The sequence below is a fragment of the Ancylobacter sp. G4_0304 genome, assembly GCF_047501495.1.
GTDB lineage: Bacteria > Pseudomonadota > Alphaproteobacteria > Rhizobiales > Xanthobacteraceae > Ancylobacter.
The window spans coordinates 40,927-60,488 of the sequence record NZ_JAZDRM010000013.1 but is presented as its reverse complement, the minus strand read 5'-3'; the positions used below and the strand labels follow the sequence as shown (position 1 = coordinate 60,488).

The following is a 19,562-nucleotide window of genomic DNA, read 5'->3' as shown; positions in this document are numbered from 1 at the left end:
GGATCGCCCGCAGGGTAATGTCCGCGCGGTCCGATTTCCGCGCGATCGCCGCCCTGCCGCTCAGACCGTTTCCGGTTGCCCGGCGAGAATGGCCTCGACCCTCGCGCGGTCGAGCCCCTTCAGCCCGATGGCCACCAGCCGGCCGGCGCGGGGCTCGGCGCCCCACGGGCGGTCGAACTGGTGCGCCACGCGGGGGCCCACCGCCTGCACCAGCAGCCGCATCGGCTTGCCCGCCACCGCGAGAAAACCCTTCACCCGCAGCACATCGGCCTCGCTCGCCGCGCGGGCGACGCGGGCGGAAAATTCCGCCGGGTCGGCGATTTCCGGCACGTCGACGACGAAGCTGTCGAAATCGTCGTGGTCGTGGTCGAGTTCGTCGTCATGGTGGGTCTTGCGGTTCTCGATATCGTCCTCGGTCCCCACGCCGAGGCCCAGCAGCACGGCGGGATCGAGCCGGCCCTGCGTCACGCTCACCACCCGCACGCCCGCCGGCAGTTCGGCATCGAGCGCGGCACGGGCGCGCACGGCGCCATCGGCGTCGATCAGGTCGGCCTTGGTCATCACCACGAGGTCGGCGCAGGCGATCTGATCGTCGAACACCTCCTCGATCGGGTCGTCATGGTCGAGCACCACCTCGGTCGCGCGCTGTTCGGCCAGCGCGTCGTGGTCGTGCGCCACCCGGCCGGAGGCGAGCGCGTCGCCGTCCACCACCGCCACCACGCCGTCCACCGTGACGCGGCTCTTGATCGCCGGCCAGTGGAACGCCTGCACCAGCGGCTTGGGCAGAGCGAGGCCCGAGGTCTCGATCAGGATGTGATCGACCTTCGGGCTCAGTGCGAGGATGGCGTCAAGCGCGGGCACGAAATCATCCGCCACCGTGCAGCAAATGCAGCCATTGGCCAGCTCGACGATGTTCTCCTCCGGGCAGGCCTCGACGCCGCAGCCCTTGAGGATTTCGCCGTCGATGCCGACATCGCCGAACTCGTTGACGATCACCGCGAGGCGGCGGCCCTTGGCGTTTTCCATCACATGGCGGATCAGCGTGGTCTTTCCCGAGCCGAGAAAGCCGGTGACGATGGTGCACGGCACCTTTGAAAGGGTTGCGGCGGCGGTCATGCGGCGTCTCCACGAGGGCCATAAGGGCGGAACGGGATGCGCCGGCCGCGGAGCCATTCCGCGCGAGCCCGCGCAAAAACGCGGGGCTCTCCGATGCCGGGCACCCCGCCGGCATGAGGACCGAACCGACGGCAGGTCTCCTGGCTCGCGGGTCACAGCCCTCATGCCGCCTTCCCGGATCGCTCCAGTGGACTTGTGGCACGGGCTCGCCGCTTACAGTTGCGGGGGCAGCCGCGGAATCGGGCGCCTCTCGCAAGGCCCCCTCACCGCATTCCCTTTTCATCCCTCCCTGGCAGGAAGGAACCGTCGGTCGCCGCACTTAAGGAGCGCAGGGCTGGAATGTCAACGCGGCGCCGCGCAACGCCGATGTGCCCCAATGCCGCCACATCTTCCATTTGCAGGCGGGGCGACGGCGGCTATAGTCGCGCCCTGTCGTCGGTTCCCGTGATCCACACGGGACGCAAGACGGGAACGCGGTGGGGCATTGCTCGGTCTTCGAGGGATGCCGAATCCGCGGCTGCCCCCGCAACTGTAAGCGGCGAGCCCACTCCACATGCCACTGGCGCCTTGGCGCCGGGAAGGCGGGGAACGGGCGAGGACCCGCGAGCCAGGAGACCGGCCGACGACGCAACCCGCACTGGCCCTCGGGTGGAGGGCCAAAGGAGCCTGTCATGACGACCGAACGGACCACGTCCGCCCCCAGCCTTTCCGCCGAATCCCCGGCCTCCCGCGCGATCCAGATCACCTTCGCCGCCCTGCTCGGCGTTGTCGTTCTCGGCGGCGTGGGCTTCTCCCATGTCAGCGCCGCGCATAATGCGACGCATGACGTGCGCCACGCGAACGCCTTCCCCTGCCACTGAACCGGGGGACGTTCCATGTCTGTCTTCAGGACGATTCTGTTCGTCGCCGCGCTTTCCGGCATCGGCACCGGCCTTGCCGGCGCGGGGCTTCACCTCTTCACCACCGTTCCGCTGATTCTTCAGGCGGAGACTTTCGAGCCTGCGGGTGAAGAAGCGCCGGCGCAAACGACCGCGCATGAGCACGCCCCCGGCACCGCCGCGCACGAGCATTCCCACGGCGCGGACGAATGGGCCCCGGCCGACGGCTTCGAGCGCAATGGGCTCACGGTGATCTTCACCGTGCTTACCGGCTTCGGCTTCGCGCTGCTGCTGGTGTCCGCGAGCGAGATTGCCGGCGGGCTCAAGGGCTGGCATCAGGGCGTGCTGTGGGGGCTTGCCGGCTTCGCCGTGTTCACCCTCGCGCCCGGGCTCGGCCTGCCCCCGGAGCTGCCCGCCATGCCCGCCGCCGACCTTGCCGCGCGGCAGGTCTGGTGGGTGGGAACGGCGGCGGCCACCGCCGCCGGGCTGGCGCTGATCGCCTTCGGCCGCACGCCGCTTCTGGCGGTGCTGGGCGTCGCGCTGATCGTGGCGCCGCACGCCATCGGCGCGCCGCAGCCCGACAGCCATGACAGCCCGATCCCGGAATCGCTGCACCACAGCTTCGTGGTGGCGAGCATCGTGGCGAGCTTCGTGTTCTGGGTGCTGCTGGGCGGCCTCGCCGGCTGGCTGCGTCCGCGCCTCGCCCAGCGGGCGGCGTAACCCTTTCCCTCTCCGGCCTGCCGGCAAAGGCGGGCCATAGGATGATGACAATGACGTCTTCGTATTCGCGCATGCTTGCGCTTCTGGCGGCGGTTCCGGCCGCGCTCGCGCTTGCCGCCACCCCCGCCGCCGCTCATCACGCCATGGACGGCGCCATGCCCTCGACCTTTGCCGAGGGCTTCATTTCCGGTCTCGCCCATCCGGTGATCGGGGTCGATCATCTCGCCTTCCTGGTCGCGGTCGGCGTCGCCACGGCCGTCGGCGCCATGCCGCTCTGGATGCCGGTCGCGTTCGTCGCGGCTTCCGCGGCGGGTGTCGGCCTGCATCTGGCGCTGGTCGACCTGCCGGCGGCCGAGCTTGTCATCGCCGCATCCGTGCTGCTGGCGGGCGTGTTGCTGGCGGGAGGCGTTCGCGTCGCCACGGGCGCGTGGCTGGCGCTGTTCGCCGTGGCCGGCCTGTTCCATGGCTACGCCTATGGCGAATCCATCGTCGGTGCCGAGCCCACCCCGCTTTATGCCTATCTGGCCGGCCTGGTGATTATCCAGTCCACCCTCGCCATCGGGGTGGCGGTGGTGGCCGGGCGCGCCTTCTCGGCCCTCGCCCCGCGCCTTGCCGGCGCCGCGGTGGCCGGCATCGGCTTTGCCGCGTTGGTCGGACAGGTGGTTCCGGGCTGAGCGGCGAAGGCGTTCGCGCGGTGGCCCTCACCCTCGTCCTCGGCGGCGCCCGCTCCGGCAAGAGTTCGCATGCCGAGGCACTGGCCGAAGGCTTGGGCGCGCCGTGGCACTACATCGCCACGGCGCAGGCCTATGATGACGAGATGGTGGAGCGCATCGCGCTCCACCGTTCCCGGCGCGGCGCGGGCTGGGTGACTCATGACGCGCCACACGACCTCTGCCGCACCCTGGACGAGGTCCCCGCCGACGCCGTGCTGCTGCTCGACTGCCTCACCCTCTGGCTGTCGAACCGCATGCTGGCCGAGGCCGATGTCGCTGCGGAAAGCGCGGCGCTGGCCGATCGGCTTGCACGACGTGCGGGGCCGAGCTTCGTCGTGTCGAACGAGGTCGGGCTCGGCATCGTGCCGGACAACGCGCTGGCCCGGCGCTTCCGCGATGCCCAGGGCCGGCTGAACCAGATGGTGGCAGCAAAGGCCGATACCGTGATCTTCATGGTCGCCGGCCTGCCTATGAAGGTGAAATGATGAGCGAACTCTCGGAAGCCGAGGCCGAGCGCCACCGCGCCAAGATGGCCAAGCGCAAGCAGGTGCAGGACGCCGAGGTCGCCTCGAAGACGATCGAGAAGGGCCTGCTGATCGTCCACACCGGCCCCGGCAAGGGCAAGTCCACCGCCGCTTTCGGTCTTGCCCTGCGGGTGCTCGGCCATGGCGGCTCGGTCGGGGTGGTGCAGTTCATCAAGGGCGCCTGGCATTCCGCCGAGCGCGACGCGCTGGAGAGCTTTGGCCCGCGCGTGCGCTGGTATTCGATGGGCGAGGGCTTCACCTGGGAGACGCAGGACCTCGCCCGCGACAAAGCGAGCGCCGCCCGCGCCTGGGACAAGGCGTGCGAGCTGATGGCCGACCCCGCGATCGGCCTCGTCATCCTCGACGAATTGAACATCGCCCTGCGCTACGACTACCTGCCGCTCGACGAGGTGATCGCGACGCTCAGCGCGCGTCGGCCGAACCTCCATGTCATCGTCACCGGCCGCAACGCCAAGCCGGCGCTGGTGGAAGCGGCCGATCTCGTCACCGAGATGGCGATGGTGAAGCATCATTTCAGCGCGGGCGTGAAGGCGCAGCAGGGCATCGAATTCTGAAATTACCCTTTATTTTCATTGACTTATCCAAGAAAAAGACGTATAATTATCTCTATTAATAGGGCATCGAGGACACGGACCATGAACCGGCGCAGAAAATTGACAAAAGACAAAAATCGTTTTAAAATCAAAGGTTTGGAAGATCGTTGTCCGGCTAGTACCCATCTGGGGCGCGGGCGCCCCAGATGGGTACTAGCCGGCGCATAACACATTTTCTCTTAAAAGTCAATATATTAATGTATAAAAATAAGCTTCCCCAGCGGATCTTAAATTTGGGGACAGCATGCCTATTTTATGGGGGACGCCGGCTGTTGCGGCGTGGCTTGTTCATGGAGAAACGCTTCGATGCGTTCCACCCCCGTCGCCTATCTTTTCTGGCTGTTCGGCCTGATCGGCGTCTGCGGCATCCATCGCTTCTACACGGGACGCTACTGGACCGGCGCGCTCTGGCTGCTGACCGTCGGCCTGCTCGGCATCGGGCAGATCATCGACCTGTTCCTGATCCCCGGCATGGTCCGCGAGGCCAATCTGGAACGCCGCGTCGACTATCTCGAAGCCCGGCAGGGCTGAGCGCACGTCTCCAGCGCGAGGGTTCGCGATGAGCGCCCTCGCGCTGATGTTTCAGGGCACCGGCTCGGATGTTGGCAAATCGCTGATCGTCGCCGGCCTCGCCCGCGCCTTCGCCAATCGCGGGCTGAAGGTGCGCCCGTTCAAGCCACAGAACATGTCCAACAATGCAGCCGTGACGCCGGACGGCGGCGAGATCGGCCGGGCTCAGGCGCTGCAGGCCCGCGCCGCGCGCATTCCCCCTTCCGTGCATATGAACCCGGTGTTGCTGAAGCCGCAGAGCGATGTCGGCGCGCAGTTGATTGTGCAGGGCCGCGTCCACGGCACCGCGACGGCGGCCGACTACCAGAGGCTCAAGCCCGCCCTCCTCGCCCCGGTACTGGAGAGCTTCGCCCGGCTGCGCAGCGAGGCCGACCTCGTGCTTGTCGAGGGCGCGGGCTCGGCCTCGGAAATCAACCTGCGCGCGGCGGACATCGCTAATATGGGCTTTGCCCGCGCGGCGAATGTGCCGGTGATTCTCATTGGCGACATCGACCGCGGCGGCGTGATCGCCAGTCTTGTCGGCACGAAAGCTGTGCTGCCTCCGGACGATGCGGCAATGATCAAGGGCTTCCTCGTCAACCGCTTTCGCGGCGATCCCGCGCTGTTTTCCAGCGGCATGGATGAGATTGGGACCCGCACCGACTGGGACGCGCTCGGCCTCATCCCGTTCTTCCCGCAAGCGGCGCGGCTGCCGGCCGAGGATGCGCTGGGGCTCGACGGCCCTCGCCCGGCGAAACCCGGCGCGCGGCTGCGCATCGTCGTGCCCATCCTGCCGCGCATCGCCAATTTCGACGATCTCGACCCGCTCGACGCCGAACCCATGGTCGAGGTGCTGCGCATCCGCGCCGGCACGGCGCTGCCGGGCGACGCCGACCTCGTGATCCTGCCCGGCTCGAAATCCACCATGGCCGATCTTGCCGATCTCAGGCGCGCCGGCTGGGACATCGATCTGCTCGCCCATGTCCGGCGTGGGGGGCGGGTGCTCGGCCTGTGCGGCGGCTACCAGATGCTCGGCCGCACCCTGTCCGACCCGGACGGCGTGGAAGGCCCGCCCGGCACCGTTGCCGGCCTCGGGCTTCTGGAGGTCGACACCGTGCTTGCCGGCGATAAGCGCCTCGTCGCCGTCACCGGCCGCACGCAGGATGAGGTACCGTTCTCCGGCTATGAAATGCATATGGGCGTGACCACCGGCCCCGGCCGCGCTCGCCCGTTCGCGCAGATCGATGGAGAAGGCGCGGAAGGCGCGCTCTCCCCTGACGGCCGCATTGCCGGCACCTATCTGCACGGCCTGTTCAGCGACGACCGCCAGCGCGGCACCTGGCTCGCCCGCCTCGGCGCCGGACCGAGCGCGCTGAATTACGAGGCGCAGGTGGATGAGACGCTCGACGCGCTGGCCGCCCACCTCGCCGCGCACATCGACCTCGACCGGCTGCTGGGCCTCGCGCGCGCGGCGTGAAAAGACGGCCGCTTTCGCCGGCGCGGCACCTTGCGGACGACAGCCATCATGATACCGTTGGTTGTGTCCTCAACACGGTACATCCTCATGACTCGCAGCCTGTCTCGCCTGGGGTCCACCGTCCTTGCCGCGGGGCTCCTGCTCGCCGTCGCCTCTCCCGCCTTCGCCTTTCAGGCGAGCTTCAAATGGTGCAGCGGCTCGCCCGATTTCGTCCTGAAGGACGTGCCGAAGGGCACCGCGAAAATTCGCCTCAAGATGACCGACCTCAACGTGCCGTCCTTCCGCCATGGCGGCGGCGAGGTCGCCTGGTCCGGCAAGGGCACCATTGCCTGCGGCGCGCTCAACAGTACCTGGGTCGGCCCCTCCCCGCCCTCCGGCTCGCATACCTATCGCTGGTCGATCCTGGCGATCGGCGCCGACGGCAAGACGCTGGGCGAAGCGACGGCGCAGCGGCGCTTCCCGGAATAAGCGCCCGCCGCGCCCTCACCACGCCGCGAGCGTGAAGGCCGCCGCCCCGGCAACGGCGAGCGCGACCAGCAAGGTATCCGCCACCCGGTAGAGCTTCAGCGCACGGCGGATGTCGGCGGAGGTGCAGTCGCGCCGGCCGCCCTCGCCCATATAGCCGTCCACCGAAAGTTGGCCGCCATAATGGCGCGGCCCGGCGAGCGCGAGCCCAAGCGCGCCGGCCATTGCCGCCTCCGGCCAGCCGGCATTGGGCGAGCGGTGGCGGCGGGCGTCGCGCCGGATCGCGCGCGCGGCATTGGCCGGCGAGGCGCCCGGCACCATCACGGCGGCCGCGACGATCAGCGCGCCGGCGAGCCGCGCCGCCGGCAGGTTGACCAGATCATCGAACCGGGCCGAGGCCCAGCCGAACTCCAGATAGCGCCGGTTGCGATGGCCGATCATGCTGTCGGCGGTGTTCACCGCCTTGTAGGCCGCCGCCCCGCCGAGCCCGCCAACCGCCATCCACAGCGCCGGGGCGACGATGCCGTCGGAGAAATTCTCCGCGAGGCTCTCGATCGCGGCGCGGGCGACGCCGGCCTCGTCCAGCACATGCGGATCGCGTCCGACGATCTGCGAGACCGCCGCCCGCCCCTCATCCAGCGAGCGATCCAGCCCCTGCGCCACCCGCGCAACATGCAGATGAAGGCTGCGCTGGGCGAGCAGAGAGGAGGCGAGGATGGCGACGCCGAACAGGCCGAACGGCAGCGACAGCAGCCAGGATTGGAGGAGAAAGCCGGGCCCGAAGCTCGCCGCGAGGATCACCAGCAGCGTCGCCACACCCGCCAGCCGCCGCTCGCCGGGCGCGGCCTCCTCGCGGTTCAGCCAGCGCTCTAGAAGCGCGATCAACCGGCCGATCCAGCCCACCGGATGGCCAATCGCGCGGTACAGCGCGGCCGGATAGCCGAATGCCGCCTCGAACAGCAGCGCCAGAGCGGTTAAAGCAAGGGTAAGCTCCAGTGCCATCCGCACTGATTCTCCGATTCGGCGGGATCATGGAGGGTGGCACCATTTCCTTCCGCGCCGCAGGCGGCAAGCCCCTGCCTGACGATCCGGCGCCAAGATCTGAAAGCACGCCTGCGCCGCGATGAACATGATGCCCCCCTCGCACAGCCTGCTGCCAGCCGAGCTGGAGGCCAGCAAGAAGCGCCATCTGGCCGAGGTGTTCGGCTTCGACCGCTTCCGCGCCGGCCAGCAGGAGGTGGTGGACGCCGTGCTCTCCGGCGCGCCGACTTTGGCGGTGATGCCGACCGGGGCCGGCAAGTCGCTGTGCTACCAGCTTCCCGCGCTGGTGCTGGGCGGCTTGGCGCTGGTGGTTTCGCCGCTGATCGCGCTGATGGACGATCAGGTCAACGCGCTGAAATTGCAGGGTGTGGCCGCCGAGGCGATCCATTCCGGCAAGTCGCGCGAGGAGAATGTCGCGATCTGGCGGCGCGTGGCGGCGGGCGAGGTACGCCTGCTCTATCTCGCCCCCGAACGGCTGATGACCGAGCGCATGCTCGCCGCGCTCTCCCGCCTGCCGCTGAAGCTGGTGGCGGTGGACGAGGCGCATTGTGTCTCGCAATGGGGCCATTCCTTCCGCGCCGAGTATCTCGAACTCGGCCGGCTGCGCGATATCTTCCCCAACCTGCCGATGGTCGCGCTCACCGCCACCGCCGACAAGGCGACCCAGACCGACATCGTCGAGCGGCTGCTCGGCGGGCAGGCGCGGGTGTTCGTGTCCGGCTTCGACCGGCCGAACATCTTCATCGGCGTGGAGGAAAAGACCGCCCCGGCGCAGCAGATCGAGAGCTTCGTGCGGGCGCGGCCCGGCGTGTCCGGCATCGTCTACCGCATCTCGCGCAAGAAGGTGGAGGAGACCGCCGAGCGGCTGCAATCGCTCGGCATCCGCGCCTTGCCCTACCATGCCGGGCTGAGCCCGGAGGCGCGGGCGGCGAACCAGGAGACCTTCCTCGCCGAGCGCGGCATCGTCATGGTCGCGACCGTCGCCTTCGGCATGGGCATCGATAAGTCGGATGTGCGCTATGTGCTGCACGCCGACGCGCCGGGCACGCTGGAAGCCTATTATCAGGAGATCGGCCGCGCGGGGCGCGACGGCCTCCCCTCCGAGGCGCTGCTGCTCTATGGCGCCGGTGACATCGCCACCCGCCGCCGCTTCCTCGACGAGGAGAATTCCTCGCCCGAGCGCAAGATGATGGAAGCCCGCCGGCTCGACGCCATGGTCGGCTTCTGCGAGGCGGTGACCTGTCGGCGCGCGGTGCTGCTCGGCTATTTCGGCGAGCGCGCGAGGGCGTGCGGCGCCTGCGACGTGTGCCGCGATCCGCCCAAGGTGGTGGATGCCAGCCGGCAGGCCCAGCTCGCCCTGCGCCTCGCCCGCGCCACCGGCGAGCGCTACGGCGCGGCCTATATCGCCAGCCTGCTCACCGGCCAGCGTACCGATCAGGTCTGCGCCCGCGGCCATGACCGGCTGGCCGATTTCGGCGCGGGGGCGGACCGGCCGGCGACGGAATGGCGCGCGCTGCTACGCCAGCTGGTGGCCACCGGCGCGCTGCATGCCGACGCCGCCCATTTCGGTGCGCTCACCCTCACAGAGACCGGGCAGGCGGTGCTGGCGGGCACCCGCGCCTTCACGCTGCGCGCGCCGGTGAAGCGCCGCCGCGAGAAGCCGGGGCGCGACAGCGGACCCGACCTCGCCCCCGCCGAGGCGGCGCTGCTCGGCAAGCTCAAGGCGCTGCGCCGCGAACTCGCGGCCGAGCGCAACGTGCCGGCCTATGTCGTGTTTGCCGACCGCACGCTGGAGGAGATGGCCGTGGAGCATCCGCGCACGCGCTCCGAACTCGCCGGGGTGAAGGGTGTTGGCGCAGCGAAGCTGGAAGCCTTCGGCGCGGCCTTTCTTAAGATTCTCAAAGAATTTTCTTAGGAAATTCAAATATAGAAATCGGGAAGTTTTTCCCGAATCCAAGAGTTCACGAACGCCGTTTCTCTTCGTAGACTGCCCGCAACGGACGTGAAGTCCGGGTCCAAAATCAGTCTCCGGGATGGAAACGATGAAGCTGAAACTCCTTGCCGCGGCCGGCGCCGCGGTCGCCCTCGCCGCCGTCACCCTCAGTGGCGCCGATGCCCATGGCCCGACGCGCCAGAAGGTCTCCGAGAAGATCGAGATCAACGCCCCGCCGGCAAAGGTCTGGGAAGTGGTGTCGAATTTCCAGGACGGCGGCTGGATCCCGGTGGTGGAGAAGACCGAGGGAACCGGCGGCAACGCGCCCGGCGCCAAGCGCACGCTGACGCTCAAGGGCGGCGCGACGGTGGACGAGGAAGTCGCCAAGCTGGAGCCGGAAAAGATGACGCTGATGTACCGGATCGACAAGGTCGACGTGAAGGTGCTCCCGGTCACCAATTATTCGTCCTGGCTGGTGGTGTCCCCGCTCGACGACGGCAAGAAGTCGGAAGTCGAATGGCGCGGCGCGTTCTATCGCGGCTACCCCAATAACGATCCGCCGCCGGAACTGAACGACGAAGCCGCGATCAAGGCCGTGACCGGGCTCTACAAGGCCGGGCTCGACAACCTGAAGAAGAAGATCGAAGGCGGCAGCTGAGGTACAGGGCGCCGATGCCGCGCGCGCGTCGGCTTCCGCGCATCGTCCGCGCCATGGCGAGATGTAAGCCTGCGCGTCTCCCGACAAATCGCGCGATCCCGGACCGGCCTCCGACCGTCCGGGAGGGCGGCTGCGGGACGCGCGACATCGCCCCCTCTCCCCTTGGGAGAGCGTTCTGGGGCGCTCTGGCGATCGCCGCTCTCCTCGCCGCCTTCCCTGCCCGTGCGGACGAGGCCTTCGTCACCTCGCAGCCGGCGGAGATGCTTTCCATCGTCGACCTCGACAGCCGCACGGTGGTGGCGAGCCTGCCGATTCCCGGTAAGCCGGCCGGCATCGCGGTGTCGCCGGATGGTCGCCGCGCCTTCGTCACCAGCCCGGATGGCAAGGCGCTCACCATCCTCGACGCCGCGACCCGCACGGTCACGGCACGGGTCGATGTCGGCGGCGGGCCGGTTGGGGTTGCCGTGCACCCTTCCGGCGACATCGCCTATGTCGCCGACTGGTACGGCGCGCGGATCATCGCCGTGGATGCGGCCAGCGCGCGGATCCTCGGCACGGTGCAAACTGGCGATTCCCCCTCCGGCCTCGCGGTCACGCCGGACGGCGCGCTGCTGCTCTCCGCCGATCGCGATTCCGATGCGGTCAGCCTCATCGACACGGGGAGCCTTAAGCGGGTCGGCGAGATCAAGGTCGGCAGCCGCCCGTTCGGCGTCACCATCGATGCGGCGGGCACGCGCGCCTACACCGCCAACGTCGCCTCCAACGATGTCAGCGTCATCGACCTCGCCACCCGCCGGCTTATCGCCACGGTGAAGGTCGGCGAGCGGCCCTATGCGGTCGCGCTGGCGCAGGGCCGCGGCTTCGTCACCAATCAATATGCCGGCACGCTCAGCGTATTCGACCTCGCCACGCTTGAGCCGGTCGGCACGGTCGCGGTCGGCGAATACCCGGAAGGCATTGCCGCCAGCCGCGATGGCGCCTTCGTCTATGTCGCGAATTGGGAGACCAATACGCTGAGCGTGGTCGACGCGAAAACGCTCAAGCTGGTCGACGACATCGTGGTTGCGGATGGCCCGCGCGCCTTCGGGAGTTTCATCCGGGCGACGTCGCGCTAAGCTCTCCCTATTCTCCGCAGGAGCACGCGATGGATCACGAGTTCTGGCGCCGCAAATGGCGCGACAACGAGATCGCCTTTCACGGCGCCGCGCCGCATCCGCTGCTGCTGCGCCATGTTTCGGCGCTGGAACTGCACGCCGGCGCGCGGGTGTTCCTGCCGCTCTGCGGCAAGAGCCTCGATATCCACTGGCTGCTGGCGCAGGGCTACCACGTCGCTGGCGCCGAGCTGAGCCGGCTCGCCGTGGAACAGCTCTTCGCCGAATTGGGCCGCATGCCGACCATTACTCCCGAGGGGCCGCTGGAGCGGTTCGAGGCGGAGGGGATCACCGTGTTTGCCGGCGACATCTTCGACCTCGACCGGCACGCACTCGGCGCGGTGTCGGCGGTCTATGATCGCGCGGCGCTGGTCGCGCTGCCCGAGGCGATGCGAGGCGATTACACCGCGCATCTGGCGGCGCTGAGCCACCACGCCCGCCAGCTTCTCATCAGCTTCGACTACGACCCCGCCCTGATGGCTGGGCCGCCCTTCAGCGTGCCCGAGCACGAGATACGCCGCCATTATGGTGCGGCCTACCATGTCTCCCGGCTGGAGCGCGCGGCGTTGAAGGAGGGCCTCAAGGGTCATCCCGCCTATGAGGAAGCCTGGCTGCTGGAGCCGCGCTGACTCTCGCGGGGGCGCGCCCTCGCGAGGGCTTCAGATCGCGTATTCGCCGGTCTGCTGCGCCGCCGGGGCGCGGCAATCGACCCCGAGCCCGCCGCCGGGAAACAGCCGGGCGCGGTCGAGCCGCACCGCCACCGCTTCGCCGATCGGCACCCGCACCGTGGGCGCGATGTCGGCCTCGAACAGCGCGCTGCCGACCTCGACCTCGACCCGGCGGATCGCGCCGTGGCGGCGGAAGCCGCGCACCTGGCCCTTGAGGCCCGGCGTACCCGGCAGGCCGAGCGAAATGTCGTGCGGGCGCACATAGAGCAGGCCCGGCCCGTCCGGCACGGTCTGCGTCGCCGCCGCGATCGGGGTGGCGCCGGCCAGCGCCACGCCGTCCTTCACCTCGACCTCGATACGGCTGGACTCGCCCATGAAGCCGAACACGGCGGCGGTGGCCGGGCGGTCATACACGTCGTCCGGCGTGCCGACCTGCTCGATCTTGCCCTTGCCCATCACCACCACGCGGTCGGCAAGCTCCAGCGCCTCCTCCTGGTCATGGGTCACGAACAGCGTGGTGTGGCCGGTGCGGTCGTGCAGTTCGCGCAGCCATTTGCGCAGTTCCTTGCGCACCAGTGCGTCGAGCGCGCCGAAGGGTTCATCGAGCAGCAGAACCTTCGGTTCGATCGCCAGAGCGCGGGCGAGCGCCACGCGCTGGCGCTGGCCGCCGGAGAGCTGGGCCGGGAAGCGCCCGCCATAGCTTTCGAGCTGCACCAGCGCGAGCAGATCGGCAACGCGCGACTTGATCTGGGCCTCCGTGGGTCGCTCGGCGCGCGGGCGCGAGCGCAGGCCGAAGGCGACGTTCTCCGCCACCGTCATGTGCCGGAACAGCGCGTAGTTCTGGAACACGAAGCCGATGCCGCGCCGGCGCACCGGGACGGAGAGCGCGTCCTCGCCGTTGAACAGCACGCGGCCATGGCTCGGCTGCTCCAGCCCGGCGACGATGCGCAGCAGCGTGGTCTTGCCCGAGCCGGACGGCCCCAGCAGCGCCACCAGCTCGCTCGGCGCCACGTCGAGCGAGACATCCGACAGCGCCGGCGCCCCGCTGCCGAAGCTCTTGCCGACGGATTCGATGGACACGGCGACGGTCATCTAATTAACTTCCGTAATGTGTAATAATTCGAATTACCCGTAAGATATCTGAAAATTCGCAGTTGTGAACCCTCGGCGGGGTTCGAGAGCAATTCCATCCCCGCTGATAAGGTCCCCATGGCGCCGGTACGCCATTGCCCTGTAGAACAGGCCTCGTTCAGCAATGCCGGCAGGTTCCCGTGACTGATCCCTCCCCGTCTCCGAAACCCGTTCTCGATCTCAACGGCTATACCGCGCTGCCGCCCGGCAAGGTCGCGACCATCGTCACCTTCCTGGAAATGCGCGCGCGCCCGGCGCCGCTGCCCGAGCGCGGTGGCGAGGATTTGCGGCTGCGTCGCGTCACCGCGCCGGATGTCGGCTGGTATCGCGCGCTGTTCGCCGCTATTGGCGAGGACTGGCTGTGGTTCTCACGCCAGTCGCTTTCCGACGCCGCGCTCGGCGCGATCATCACCGATCCGGCGGTGGAGATTTACGTGCTGGAGCGCGGGGACGAGACCGATCTCGGCCTGCTGGAGCTGGATTTCCGGCAGCCGCCGGATGTCGAGCTGGCGTTTTTCGGCGTGGTGCCGTCGCTGGTCGGCGCGGGGGCCGGCCGCTTCATGATCAACTGTGCCAATGAACGGGTATGGACGCGCGAGGTGTCGCGCTTCTTCGTGCACACCTGCTCCAACGACCACCCCGCCGCCCTCGGTTTCTACCGCAAGGCCGGCTTCGCGCCGGTGGCGCAGATGGTGGAGGTGGTGGACGATCCGCGCCTGTCGGGCGTGCTGCCGCGCAAGGCGGCGCCGCATATTCCCATCATCGCGCCCTGAGCGACGACAGGGTCGCCAGATCCCGTTCCGCCCGGCCCTGTTCCGCGCGACGGTTTACAGGGAGAGGCTGGCCCGCGCCCGGCCGGCGACGCTCTTGACGATTTCCGCCGGCGCGTCGGCGCCGCGCTCGCGCTCGCCGAGCGCCTCGACCTTCTTGAGTTCCTCGACCGCCGCGTCCCACAGCGCGCGGGCATCGTCGAGCTGCTGCTTCAGCTCGTCGGCGGAGCGGCGCAGATTGTCGCGCCGGGTCGCCGCGGCGCGGGCATAGGTCGGGTAGGCGAAGTGCTGGGCGTCGGTAATGCCCGCCCGCTGTTCCTCGGCCTCGATTTCCCGGTCGAGTTCGCGCGCCATCCTGTCGAAATCCGAGATCATGCTCTCGATCTGAACGAAATGACGGCGCTTTTCCTCCGCCTGGAACCGCTTGAGGCGGATGGCTGTGTCGAGCTTCATGCCGGCGTTACTCCGCTTTTCGTCCGGCTGGCCCCCATGCGGTCGCTCTGCACGACGCATACCCCTCCGGTTCGAGCCGCCATTACGCAGCGGCGACAGGCATGATCGCCAACAGATGTTGCCGCTTCCTTACCCCGTGGCCGACATTGCGGCGATTGGCGGCTGAATCTGTGACTCTTCAGGCGGATGGAAACGATTTGTTTACCGGGCTCGTTAATGATCGGGTCACCGTCCGGTGTGGATCGTCGGCTTTTGCGGAAAAGCAGAGTCGCAGGATTCACTTAGAGGCACTTCTTGAGATTCGACTCTAGGGTTTGGACTCAAAGATTCTGTTTCTGTTCCAGCGCGTTGCGGAAAGACTCGAAGAAAATCGAGAACCCCGCTTGTGCAGGAGAATCAGACTTTGTTATCCCTAATCCATCGAAGGTCGAATCGGTGGTGCCAAAGCCGGGCGCGGGGTGGGGTCACGCTCGGCAGCGTAATGTCCGATTGTGCCGAAACCCCGGGGGCCGTGGCGAGGGAAGGGGATTGGCATGCGCGTCTTGCTCATCGAGGACGACCGCGCGACCGCGCAAAGCATCGAACTGATGCTCAAGTCCGAGAATTTCAACGTCTATACGACGGATCTCGGCGAGGAGGGTGTCGATCTCGGCAAGCTCTATGATTACGACATCATTCTCCTCGATCTGAATCTGCCCGACATGTCGGGCTATGATGTGCTGAAGGGCCTTCGCGTGGCGAAGGTGAAGACGCCCATCCTCATCCTCTCCGGACTCGCCGGCATCGAGGACAAGGTGAAGGGCCTCGGCTTCGGCGCCGACGACTATCTCACCAAGCCGTTCCACAAGGACGAGCTGATCGCCCGCATCCACGCCATCGTCCGGCGATCGAAGGGCCACGCCCAGTCGGTGATCATCACCGGCGAGCTGGTGGTGAACCTCGACACCAAGACGGTCGAGGTCGGCGGCGCCCGCGTGCACCTGACGGGCAAGGAATACCAGATGCTGGAGCTGCTCTCGCTCCGCAAGGGCACGACGCTCACCAAGGAGATGTTCCTCAACCATCTCTATGGCGGCATGGACGAGCCCGAGCTGAAGATCATCGACGTCTTCATCTGCAAGCTTCGCAAGAAGCTCGCCAATGCCAGCCAGGGCCACAATTTCATCGAGACGGTCTGGGGTCGCGGCTATGTGCTGCGGGAGATGGGCGAGCAGGAGCAGCGCATCCCCGCCTGAGCCGGACGAGTTCCCGAGAGGCGGGCCTGACACCGGGTCCGTCCAACTAGAAACCCCGCCGCAAGGCGGGGTTTTTGTTTGCAGCGGCGATCCCCGCACCTTGCCCCGCCACCCCGGGCGTAAGCTCCGGGATGGCGGGTCGGGTTGGCCGCTACTTCTTCGCGTTCTTCTCCAGCCAGCTCTTCAGGAAGGCGATCTCGCTCTCCTGCGCCTTGATGATGTCCTCGGCCAGCTTGCGCAGCTCCGGATCCTTGCCGAAGGCCAGTTCGATCTTGGCCATGTCGATCGCGCCCTGGTGATGAGGGATCATGCCCTGCGCAAAATCGACATCGGCGTCGCCGGTCATCGGCACGCTCATGCCTTCATGCATCTTGGCATTGGCGGCGGCGAAGGCAGCGCTGGAGGGGCTGTTCGCGTTCGCCGCAGGAGCGGGCCCGCCCATATGGGCGCTATGGTCCATGCCCGGCATGTTGCCATGGGGCATGGGCATGTTGCCGGAGGGCATGCCCTGCTGGGCGAAGGCGGCGGCGGACATGATGAGGCTGCCGGCGAAGAAGCCGGCGCGGATGAAGGTCTTCATGGTGTGAACTCCTGAATGATCGATGCGTCGGCGCGCCACGCGGGGTGGCGGCGCCCGTTCGGCACGAGCTTCAGGAAAGGCGCGGCGGAGGGGTCGGCATCGCCACCAGGCGGCCGCTCGGAACCTGCATCGCCGCTGGCGCAAGCGCGCTGGCGCGCGCCGCCGGATGGTTCAAGGCGATTTCGCCGAGCGGCGGAACCACGAGGCAGGCCAGCACGCAGCACAGATGAGCGCCGCCCGCGATCGACCGAGTAGCGGGCGCCGCCTTGGCCGGCGTGGCCGCCGTCTCATGGCAGGGCATCGCCTCCGCGGTCGCATCCACGGCGCCCGATGCCATCGCCGGAACCGCCGCCGCCGGGTTCGCCATGGCGAAACCGAGCGCCAGAAGCGTCAGCAGCAGCCGGAGGGTACGGACGAAAATCATGGCGTGCGCGAATATCCTGCCGCGCCGAAGCAGCGCTAGGTCACGCTAGCACAGCCGCCGCCAGCCGACAGGAGGAACAGCACGGACCCAGCGGACGCGGCGATCAGGGATGCGTGAACAGGCTTTGCGTGAATGCCTCGGACGCGGCAGCGCGTCAGGCGCCGCTACCAATCAGCGCCGCGATCAATGCCACCGCGTCGCCCGCCGTCACCACGCGCTCGAAGCCGGCCGGAACCGGCATGCCGCGCTGGGCGGAGAGGCCGATACGCCGCGCGCCATCGCTCACCGCAATCCCAGCCTCGCGGACATCGGCATAGGTGTCGAGGTCGAACAGCACCACGTCGAACCGCCCACCGGCAAGCCGCGCAGCACGCGGGTCGTCGGCCAGCGACACGTCATGGCCCATGGCGCGCACCAGATCGCGCAGCGTGTCGCGCGCTGCGCCGGGCGGTGCCGTCACCAGGACACGCAGCACCGCCAGCGTGTCCGGGCTGGTTTCGCCGGGCTCCAGCAGCCGGTAGCGGCCATTGGAGGCGACGAGGTAGCGCACGCCGGCGATCCGCTCGACGCGGCCCTGCGGCGCGAGGCCGATCACCTCGTCGACCGCGACCGCCTCGCCTTCGCCACCAAGCAGCAGCAGCGCGCGCCCGCCAGCGGCCCCTCCGTCATCTATCCGTTGCAGCCCGCGCAGCGCGGCGACGCGCACCGCTTCCAGCTCCCGCCGGCCGGCACGCACCAGAAGATGGGCGCTGTCGCGCCCGGCGCGCGGCATCACTCGGGCGCGCGGCGCATCGACGCCGATGGCAAGGTCCAGCATCGCCGCCTGCGTGCCGTCCGGCAGCAGCGCGACGCCTTCGATCAGCTCGGCGCAGGGCTGGAAATGCGCACGCCAGGCCGCCGGCATCGGCGCGACCCGGGCGCGCATCCGCACCGGCGCATCGTCCACCAGCACGGTGGCCCGCACCCGCCCGCCGGTTCCGAACAGCACCAGCGCGCCGCGCTCGGGCGCCGTCTCCGGCGGGAAGCCGAGCCGGGCGGACAGGCGGATCAGCGGCAGGCCGCTGCTGCCGAGCGTGCCCGCGGCGGCCATGTTCAGCAGCTTGCCCCAGCGCTCGCCGGTCACCGGCAGCGTGTCGACGATGCGCGCCGCCGGCAGCGCGAAGCGCATGCCACGCAGGGCGAACACCAGAAGATCGGTTTCCGGGACTTCGCGAGGGGAAAGCTGCCGAGGCGAAATCGGGTCCGGCGCGCGCGGGCGCAGCGGCACCACCGCCGGCCTCGTCGTCTCCGCCACGCCGGACGCGCGCGCGCCGGATGCCGGGGCGCTTTCACCGGGAGCGGAAGAGAAGTCTCGTTCAAACATGGACGCAGCACTCGATACGACGCACGCCCGGAGGCGCTCGCCGACAAAATGTGCCGCCACGCGTTAATGTCGTCTGAAGGTGCCGTAACGAAACGGACGTCGATACCGATTTCGCCGGACGCTCACACCGGAGCGGCGGTGATGGTCACCCCCTCGCCTTCCAGCGCGAAGCTGATGGCGATCCCAACCTCACGGGCCAGCAGGCCGGTGTAATGCGGCTGGATGGCATGGGCATCGATGCTGCCGCCTTCGGGCGGCTCGCCGGCAAGGAACTGGGGCAGATGCGGGGGAATACGGGCATGACTGCCAGCGGTGACGAGGCGGAAGCCGCCGGCCTCACCCTCCCCGGTCGCGCTCACCGCGATGCGCCCGCCACGCGGGATGGTGGCGACGGCCACCAGCAGCAGGTTGAGCAGCAGCTTGACCCTATTCTTGGGCAGAAGCGCGCGCGGCACCTGCCACTCCAGGCTGGTGCGGTCGTCGACGATGAAACCGCGCGCCACGGTCTCGGCGTCGCCGGTGTCGATCTGGGCGCCGGCCGAACCGGCCGCCCCGAAGGCGAGCCGCGCGAACTGCAGCCGCGCCGAGGCCTGCCGCGCGCTCTTGGCGATGAGGTCGAGCGCGAACTGCTTCATGGAGGCGTCGTCCTCGTCCTCCAGCACTTCCAGCCCGTTGACGATGGCGCCCACCGGGCTGATCACGTCGTGGCACACGCGCGAGCACAGCAGGGCGGCGAGGTCGAGCTTGTCGAGATCGATGGCGGTCGTCATCGGGCTCCCATGGAGGCAGGTTCGGTTAAGGCGGATTCGGGCGAATCGCCGCGCTTTCGCGCGGAACGGACCGGCGTTGTGATACACCGCACCCCTGCCCGCGCCAACCCGCGGCGGGCAATGCCTCACCGGCTGCATTCAAGCGGGGACCGCGCACGAGGCCAGCGTCCGTGCGGCTTCGCGCCCGGTCGGCGGACGCGGGCGCATTACACCGCGCGGCCCTAGCGCGCGTGCCGCACCCCGCTCCGCCTTCCTAAGGTCGCACTACGTGCTAATGATACGCTGGGACGTGTGCGTGCCGGTGGATGACCGGCCCGGCACGCCTCATG

The 19,562-nt window shown here is 68.6% G+C and carries 22 protein-coding genes and 2 riboswitches; of the genes, 14 read left to right on the top strand and 8 right to left on the bottom strand.

What is annotated here, in order from left to right:
• Positions 1-60: 60 nt before the first annotated feature.
• Positions 61-1,116, bottom strand: a complete 1,056-nt coding sequence (gene cobW, locus VRZ77_RS09615; RefSeq protein ID WP_414592430.1) for a cobalamin biosynthesis protein CobW — start codon at positions 1,114-1,116, stop codon at positions 61-63.
• A 112-nt stretch (positions 1,117-1,228) separates the two neighbouring features.
• Positions 1,229-1,439: riboswitch (cobalamin riboswitch) on the bottom strand.
• Between the two features lie 96 nt (positions 1,440-1,535).
• Positions 1,536-1,755: riboswitch (cobalamin riboswitch) on the top strand.
• A gap of 32 nt (positions 1,756-1,787) precedes the next feature.
• Between cobW and VRZ77_RS09610 the strand changes: the two genes are divergently transcribed.
• From VRZ77_RS09610 to VRZ77_RS09575, 8 genes are all read left to right on the top strand, one after another.
• Positions 1,788-1,976, top strand: a complete 189-nt coding sequence (locus tag VRZ77_RS09610; RefSeq protein ID WP_241616571.1) for a CbtB domain-containing protein — start codon at positions 1,788-1,790, stop codon at positions 1,974-1,976.
• A 15-nt stretch (positions 1,977-1,991) separates the two neighbouring features.
• Positions 1,992-2,714: a CbtA family protein gene (locus tag VRZ77_RS09605; protein ID WP_414592429.1), complete on the top strand. Its 723-nt coding sequence runs from the start codon at positions 1,992-1,994 to the stop codon at positions 2,712-2,714.
• Positions 2,715-2,764: 50 nt separating this feature from the next.
• Positions 2,765-3,388 carry a HupE/UreJ family protein gene (locus tag VRZ77_RS09600; RefSeq protein WP_414592428.1) on the top strand — a complete coding sequence of 208 codons (624 nt, stop codon included), beginning with the start codon at positions 2,765-2,767 and terminating at the stop codon, positions 3,386-3,388.
• 20 nt (positions 3,389-3,408) lie between these two features.
• The gene (cobU, locus tag VRZ77_RS09595) at positions 3,409-3,912 is read left to right on the top strand and encodes a bifunctional adenosylcobinamide kinase/adenosylcobinamide-phosphate guanylyltransferase (protein WP_414592427.1); all 504 of its coding nucleotides are present in this window, start codon (positions 3,409-3,411) and stop codon (positions 3,910-3,912) included.
• Positions 3,912-4,526 (top strand): cob(I)yrinic acid a,c-diamide adenosyltransferase, encoded by a 615-nt coding sequence (gene cobO, locus VRZ77_RS09590; RefSeq protein WP_414592426.1) that lies wholly within the window; start codon positions 3,912-3,914, stop codon positions 4,524-4,526. Before cobU ends, cobO begins: the two co-directional genes overlap by 1 nt.
• 345 nt (positions 4,527-4,871) lie before the next feature.
• On the top strand, positions 4,872-5,096 hold the full coding sequence (locus VRZ77_RS09585) for an NINE protein (RefSeq protein WP_414592425.1): 225 nt from the start codon (positions 4,872-4,874) through the stop codon (positions 5,094-5,096).
• A gap of 28 nt (positions 5,097-5,124) precedes the next feature.
• Positions 5,125-6,591 (top strand): cobyric acid synthase, encoded by a 1,467-nt coding sequence (locus VRZ77_RS09580; protein WP_414592424.1) that lies wholly within the window; start codon positions 5,125-5,127, stop codon positions 6,589-6,591.
• 87 nt (positions 6,592-6,678) lie between these two features.
• Positions 6,679-7,059, top strand: a complete 381-nt coding sequence (locus VRZ77_RS09575; protein WP_414592423.1) for a phospholipid-binding protein — start codon at positions 6,679-6,681, stop codon at positions 7,057-7,059.
• 15 nt (positions 7,060-7,074) lie between these two features.
• Here VRZ77_RS09575 and cbiB read toward each other — a convergent pair whose 3' ends face one another.
• Positions 7,075-8,058, bottom strand: a complete 984-nt coding sequence (gene cbiB, locus VRZ77_RS09570; protein WP_414592422.1) for an adenosylcobinamide-phosphate synthase CbiB — start codon at positions 8,056-8,058, stop codon at positions 7,075-7,077.
• A gap of 130 nt (positions 8,059-8,188) precedes the next feature.
• Between cbiB and recQ the strand changes: the two genes are divergently transcribed.
• The 4 genes from recQ to tmpT all read left to right on the top strand — a co-directional run bounded on the left by recQ (position 8,189) and on the right by tmpT (position 12,468).
• Entirely contained in the window at positions 8,189-10,012 is a 1,824-nt protein-coding gene (recQ, locus tag VRZ77_RS09565; RefSeq protein ID WP_414592464.1) for a DNA helicase RecQ, read from the top strand.
• Between the two features lie 127 nt (positions 10,013-10,139).
• On the top strand, positions 10,140-10,688 hold the full coding sequence (locus tag VRZ77_RS09560) for an SRPBCC family protein (protein ID WP_414592421.1): 549 nt from the start codon (positions 10,140-10,142) through the stop codon (positions 10,686-10,688).
• Positions 10,689-10,702: 14 nt separating this feature from the next.
• A complete protein-coding gene (locus VRZ77_RS09555) occupies positions 10,703-11,803 on the top strand; it encodes a YncE family protein (RefSeq protein ID WP_414592420.1) in 1,101 nt (366 codons plus the stop codon).
• Positions 11,804-11,832: 29 nt separating this feature from the next.
• Positions 11,833-12,468, top strand: coding sequence for a thiopurine S-methyltransferase (gene tmpT, locus VRZ77_RS09550; protein ID WP_414592419.1), 636 nt, complete (start codon positions 11,833-11,835; stop codon positions 12,466-12,468).
• Between the two features lie 30 nt (positions 12,469-12,498).
• On the opposite strand, the gene VRZ77_RS09545 is transcribed toward tmpT, so the two are convergent.
• Complete coding sequence (locus VRZ77_RS09545; protein WP_414592418.1) at positions 12,499-13,599, bottom strand: sulfate/molybdate ABC transporter ATP-binding protein; 1,101 nt, start codon at positions 13,597-13,599, stop codon at positions 12,499-12,501.
• Positions 13,600-13,778: 179 nt separating this feature from the next.
• Here VRZ77_RS09545 and VRZ77_RS09540 point away from each other — a divergent pair, with 179 nt between their 5' ends.
• Complete coding sequence (locus VRZ77_RS09540) at positions 13,779-14,411, top strand: GNAT family N-acetyltransferase (protein WP_414592417.1); 633 nt, start codon at positions 13,779-13,781, stop codon at positions 14,409-14,411.
• A 54-nt stretch (positions 14,412-14,465) separates the two neighbouring features.
• On the opposite strand, the gene VRZ77_RS09535 is transcribed toward VRZ77_RS09540, so the two are convergent.
• Positions 14,466-14,861 (bottom strand): flagellar export protein FliJ, encoded by a 396-nt coding sequence (locus VRZ77_RS09535; RefSeq protein ID WP_414592416.1) that lies wholly within the window; start codon positions 14,859-14,861, stop codon positions 14,466-14,468.
• A 533-nt stretch (positions 14,862-15,394) separates the two neighbouring features.
• Here VRZ77_RS09535 and ctrA point away from each other — a divergent pair.
• Entirely contained in the window at positions 15,395-16,096 is a 702-nt protein-coding gene (ctrA, locus tag VRZ77_RS09530; RefSeq protein ID WP_241616557.1) for a response regulator transcription factor CtrA, read from the top strand.
• 151 nt (positions 16,097-16,247) lie between these two features.
• Here the strand turns inward: ctrA and VRZ77_RS09525 are convergent, their stop codons facing one another.
• The 4 genes from VRZ77_RS09525 to chpT form a co-directional block, all read right to left on the bottom strand.
• The gene (locus VRZ77_RS09525) at positions 16,248-16,676 is read right to left on the bottom strand and encodes a DUF305 domain-containing protein (RefSeq protein ID WP_414592415.1); all 429 of its coding nucleotides are present in this window, start codon (positions 16,674-16,676) and stop codon (positions 16,248-16,250) included.
• Between the two features lie 70 nt (positions 16,677-16,746).
• The gene (locus VRZ77_RS09520; RefSeq protein ID WP_414592414.1) at positions 16,747-17,100 is read right to left on the bottom strand and encodes a hypothetical protein; all 354 of its coding nucleotides are present in this window, start codon (positions 17,098-17,100) and stop codon (positions 16,747-16,749) included.
• A gap of 154 nt (positions 17,101-17,254) precedes the next feature.
• Complete coding sequence (locus VRZ77_RS09515; RefSeq protein ID WP_414592413.1) at positions 17,255-18,463, bottom strand: chemotaxis protein CheW; 1,209 nt, start codon at positions 18,461-18,463, stop codon at positions 17,255-17,257.
• 122 nt (positions 18,464-18,585) lie between these two features.
• A complete protein-coding gene (chpT, locus tag VRZ77_RS09510; protein WP_414592412.1) occupies positions 18,586-19,233 on the bottom strand; it encodes a histidine phosphotransferase ChpT in 648 nt (215 codons plus the stop codon).
• Positions 19,234-19,562 lie beyond the last annotated feature (329 nt).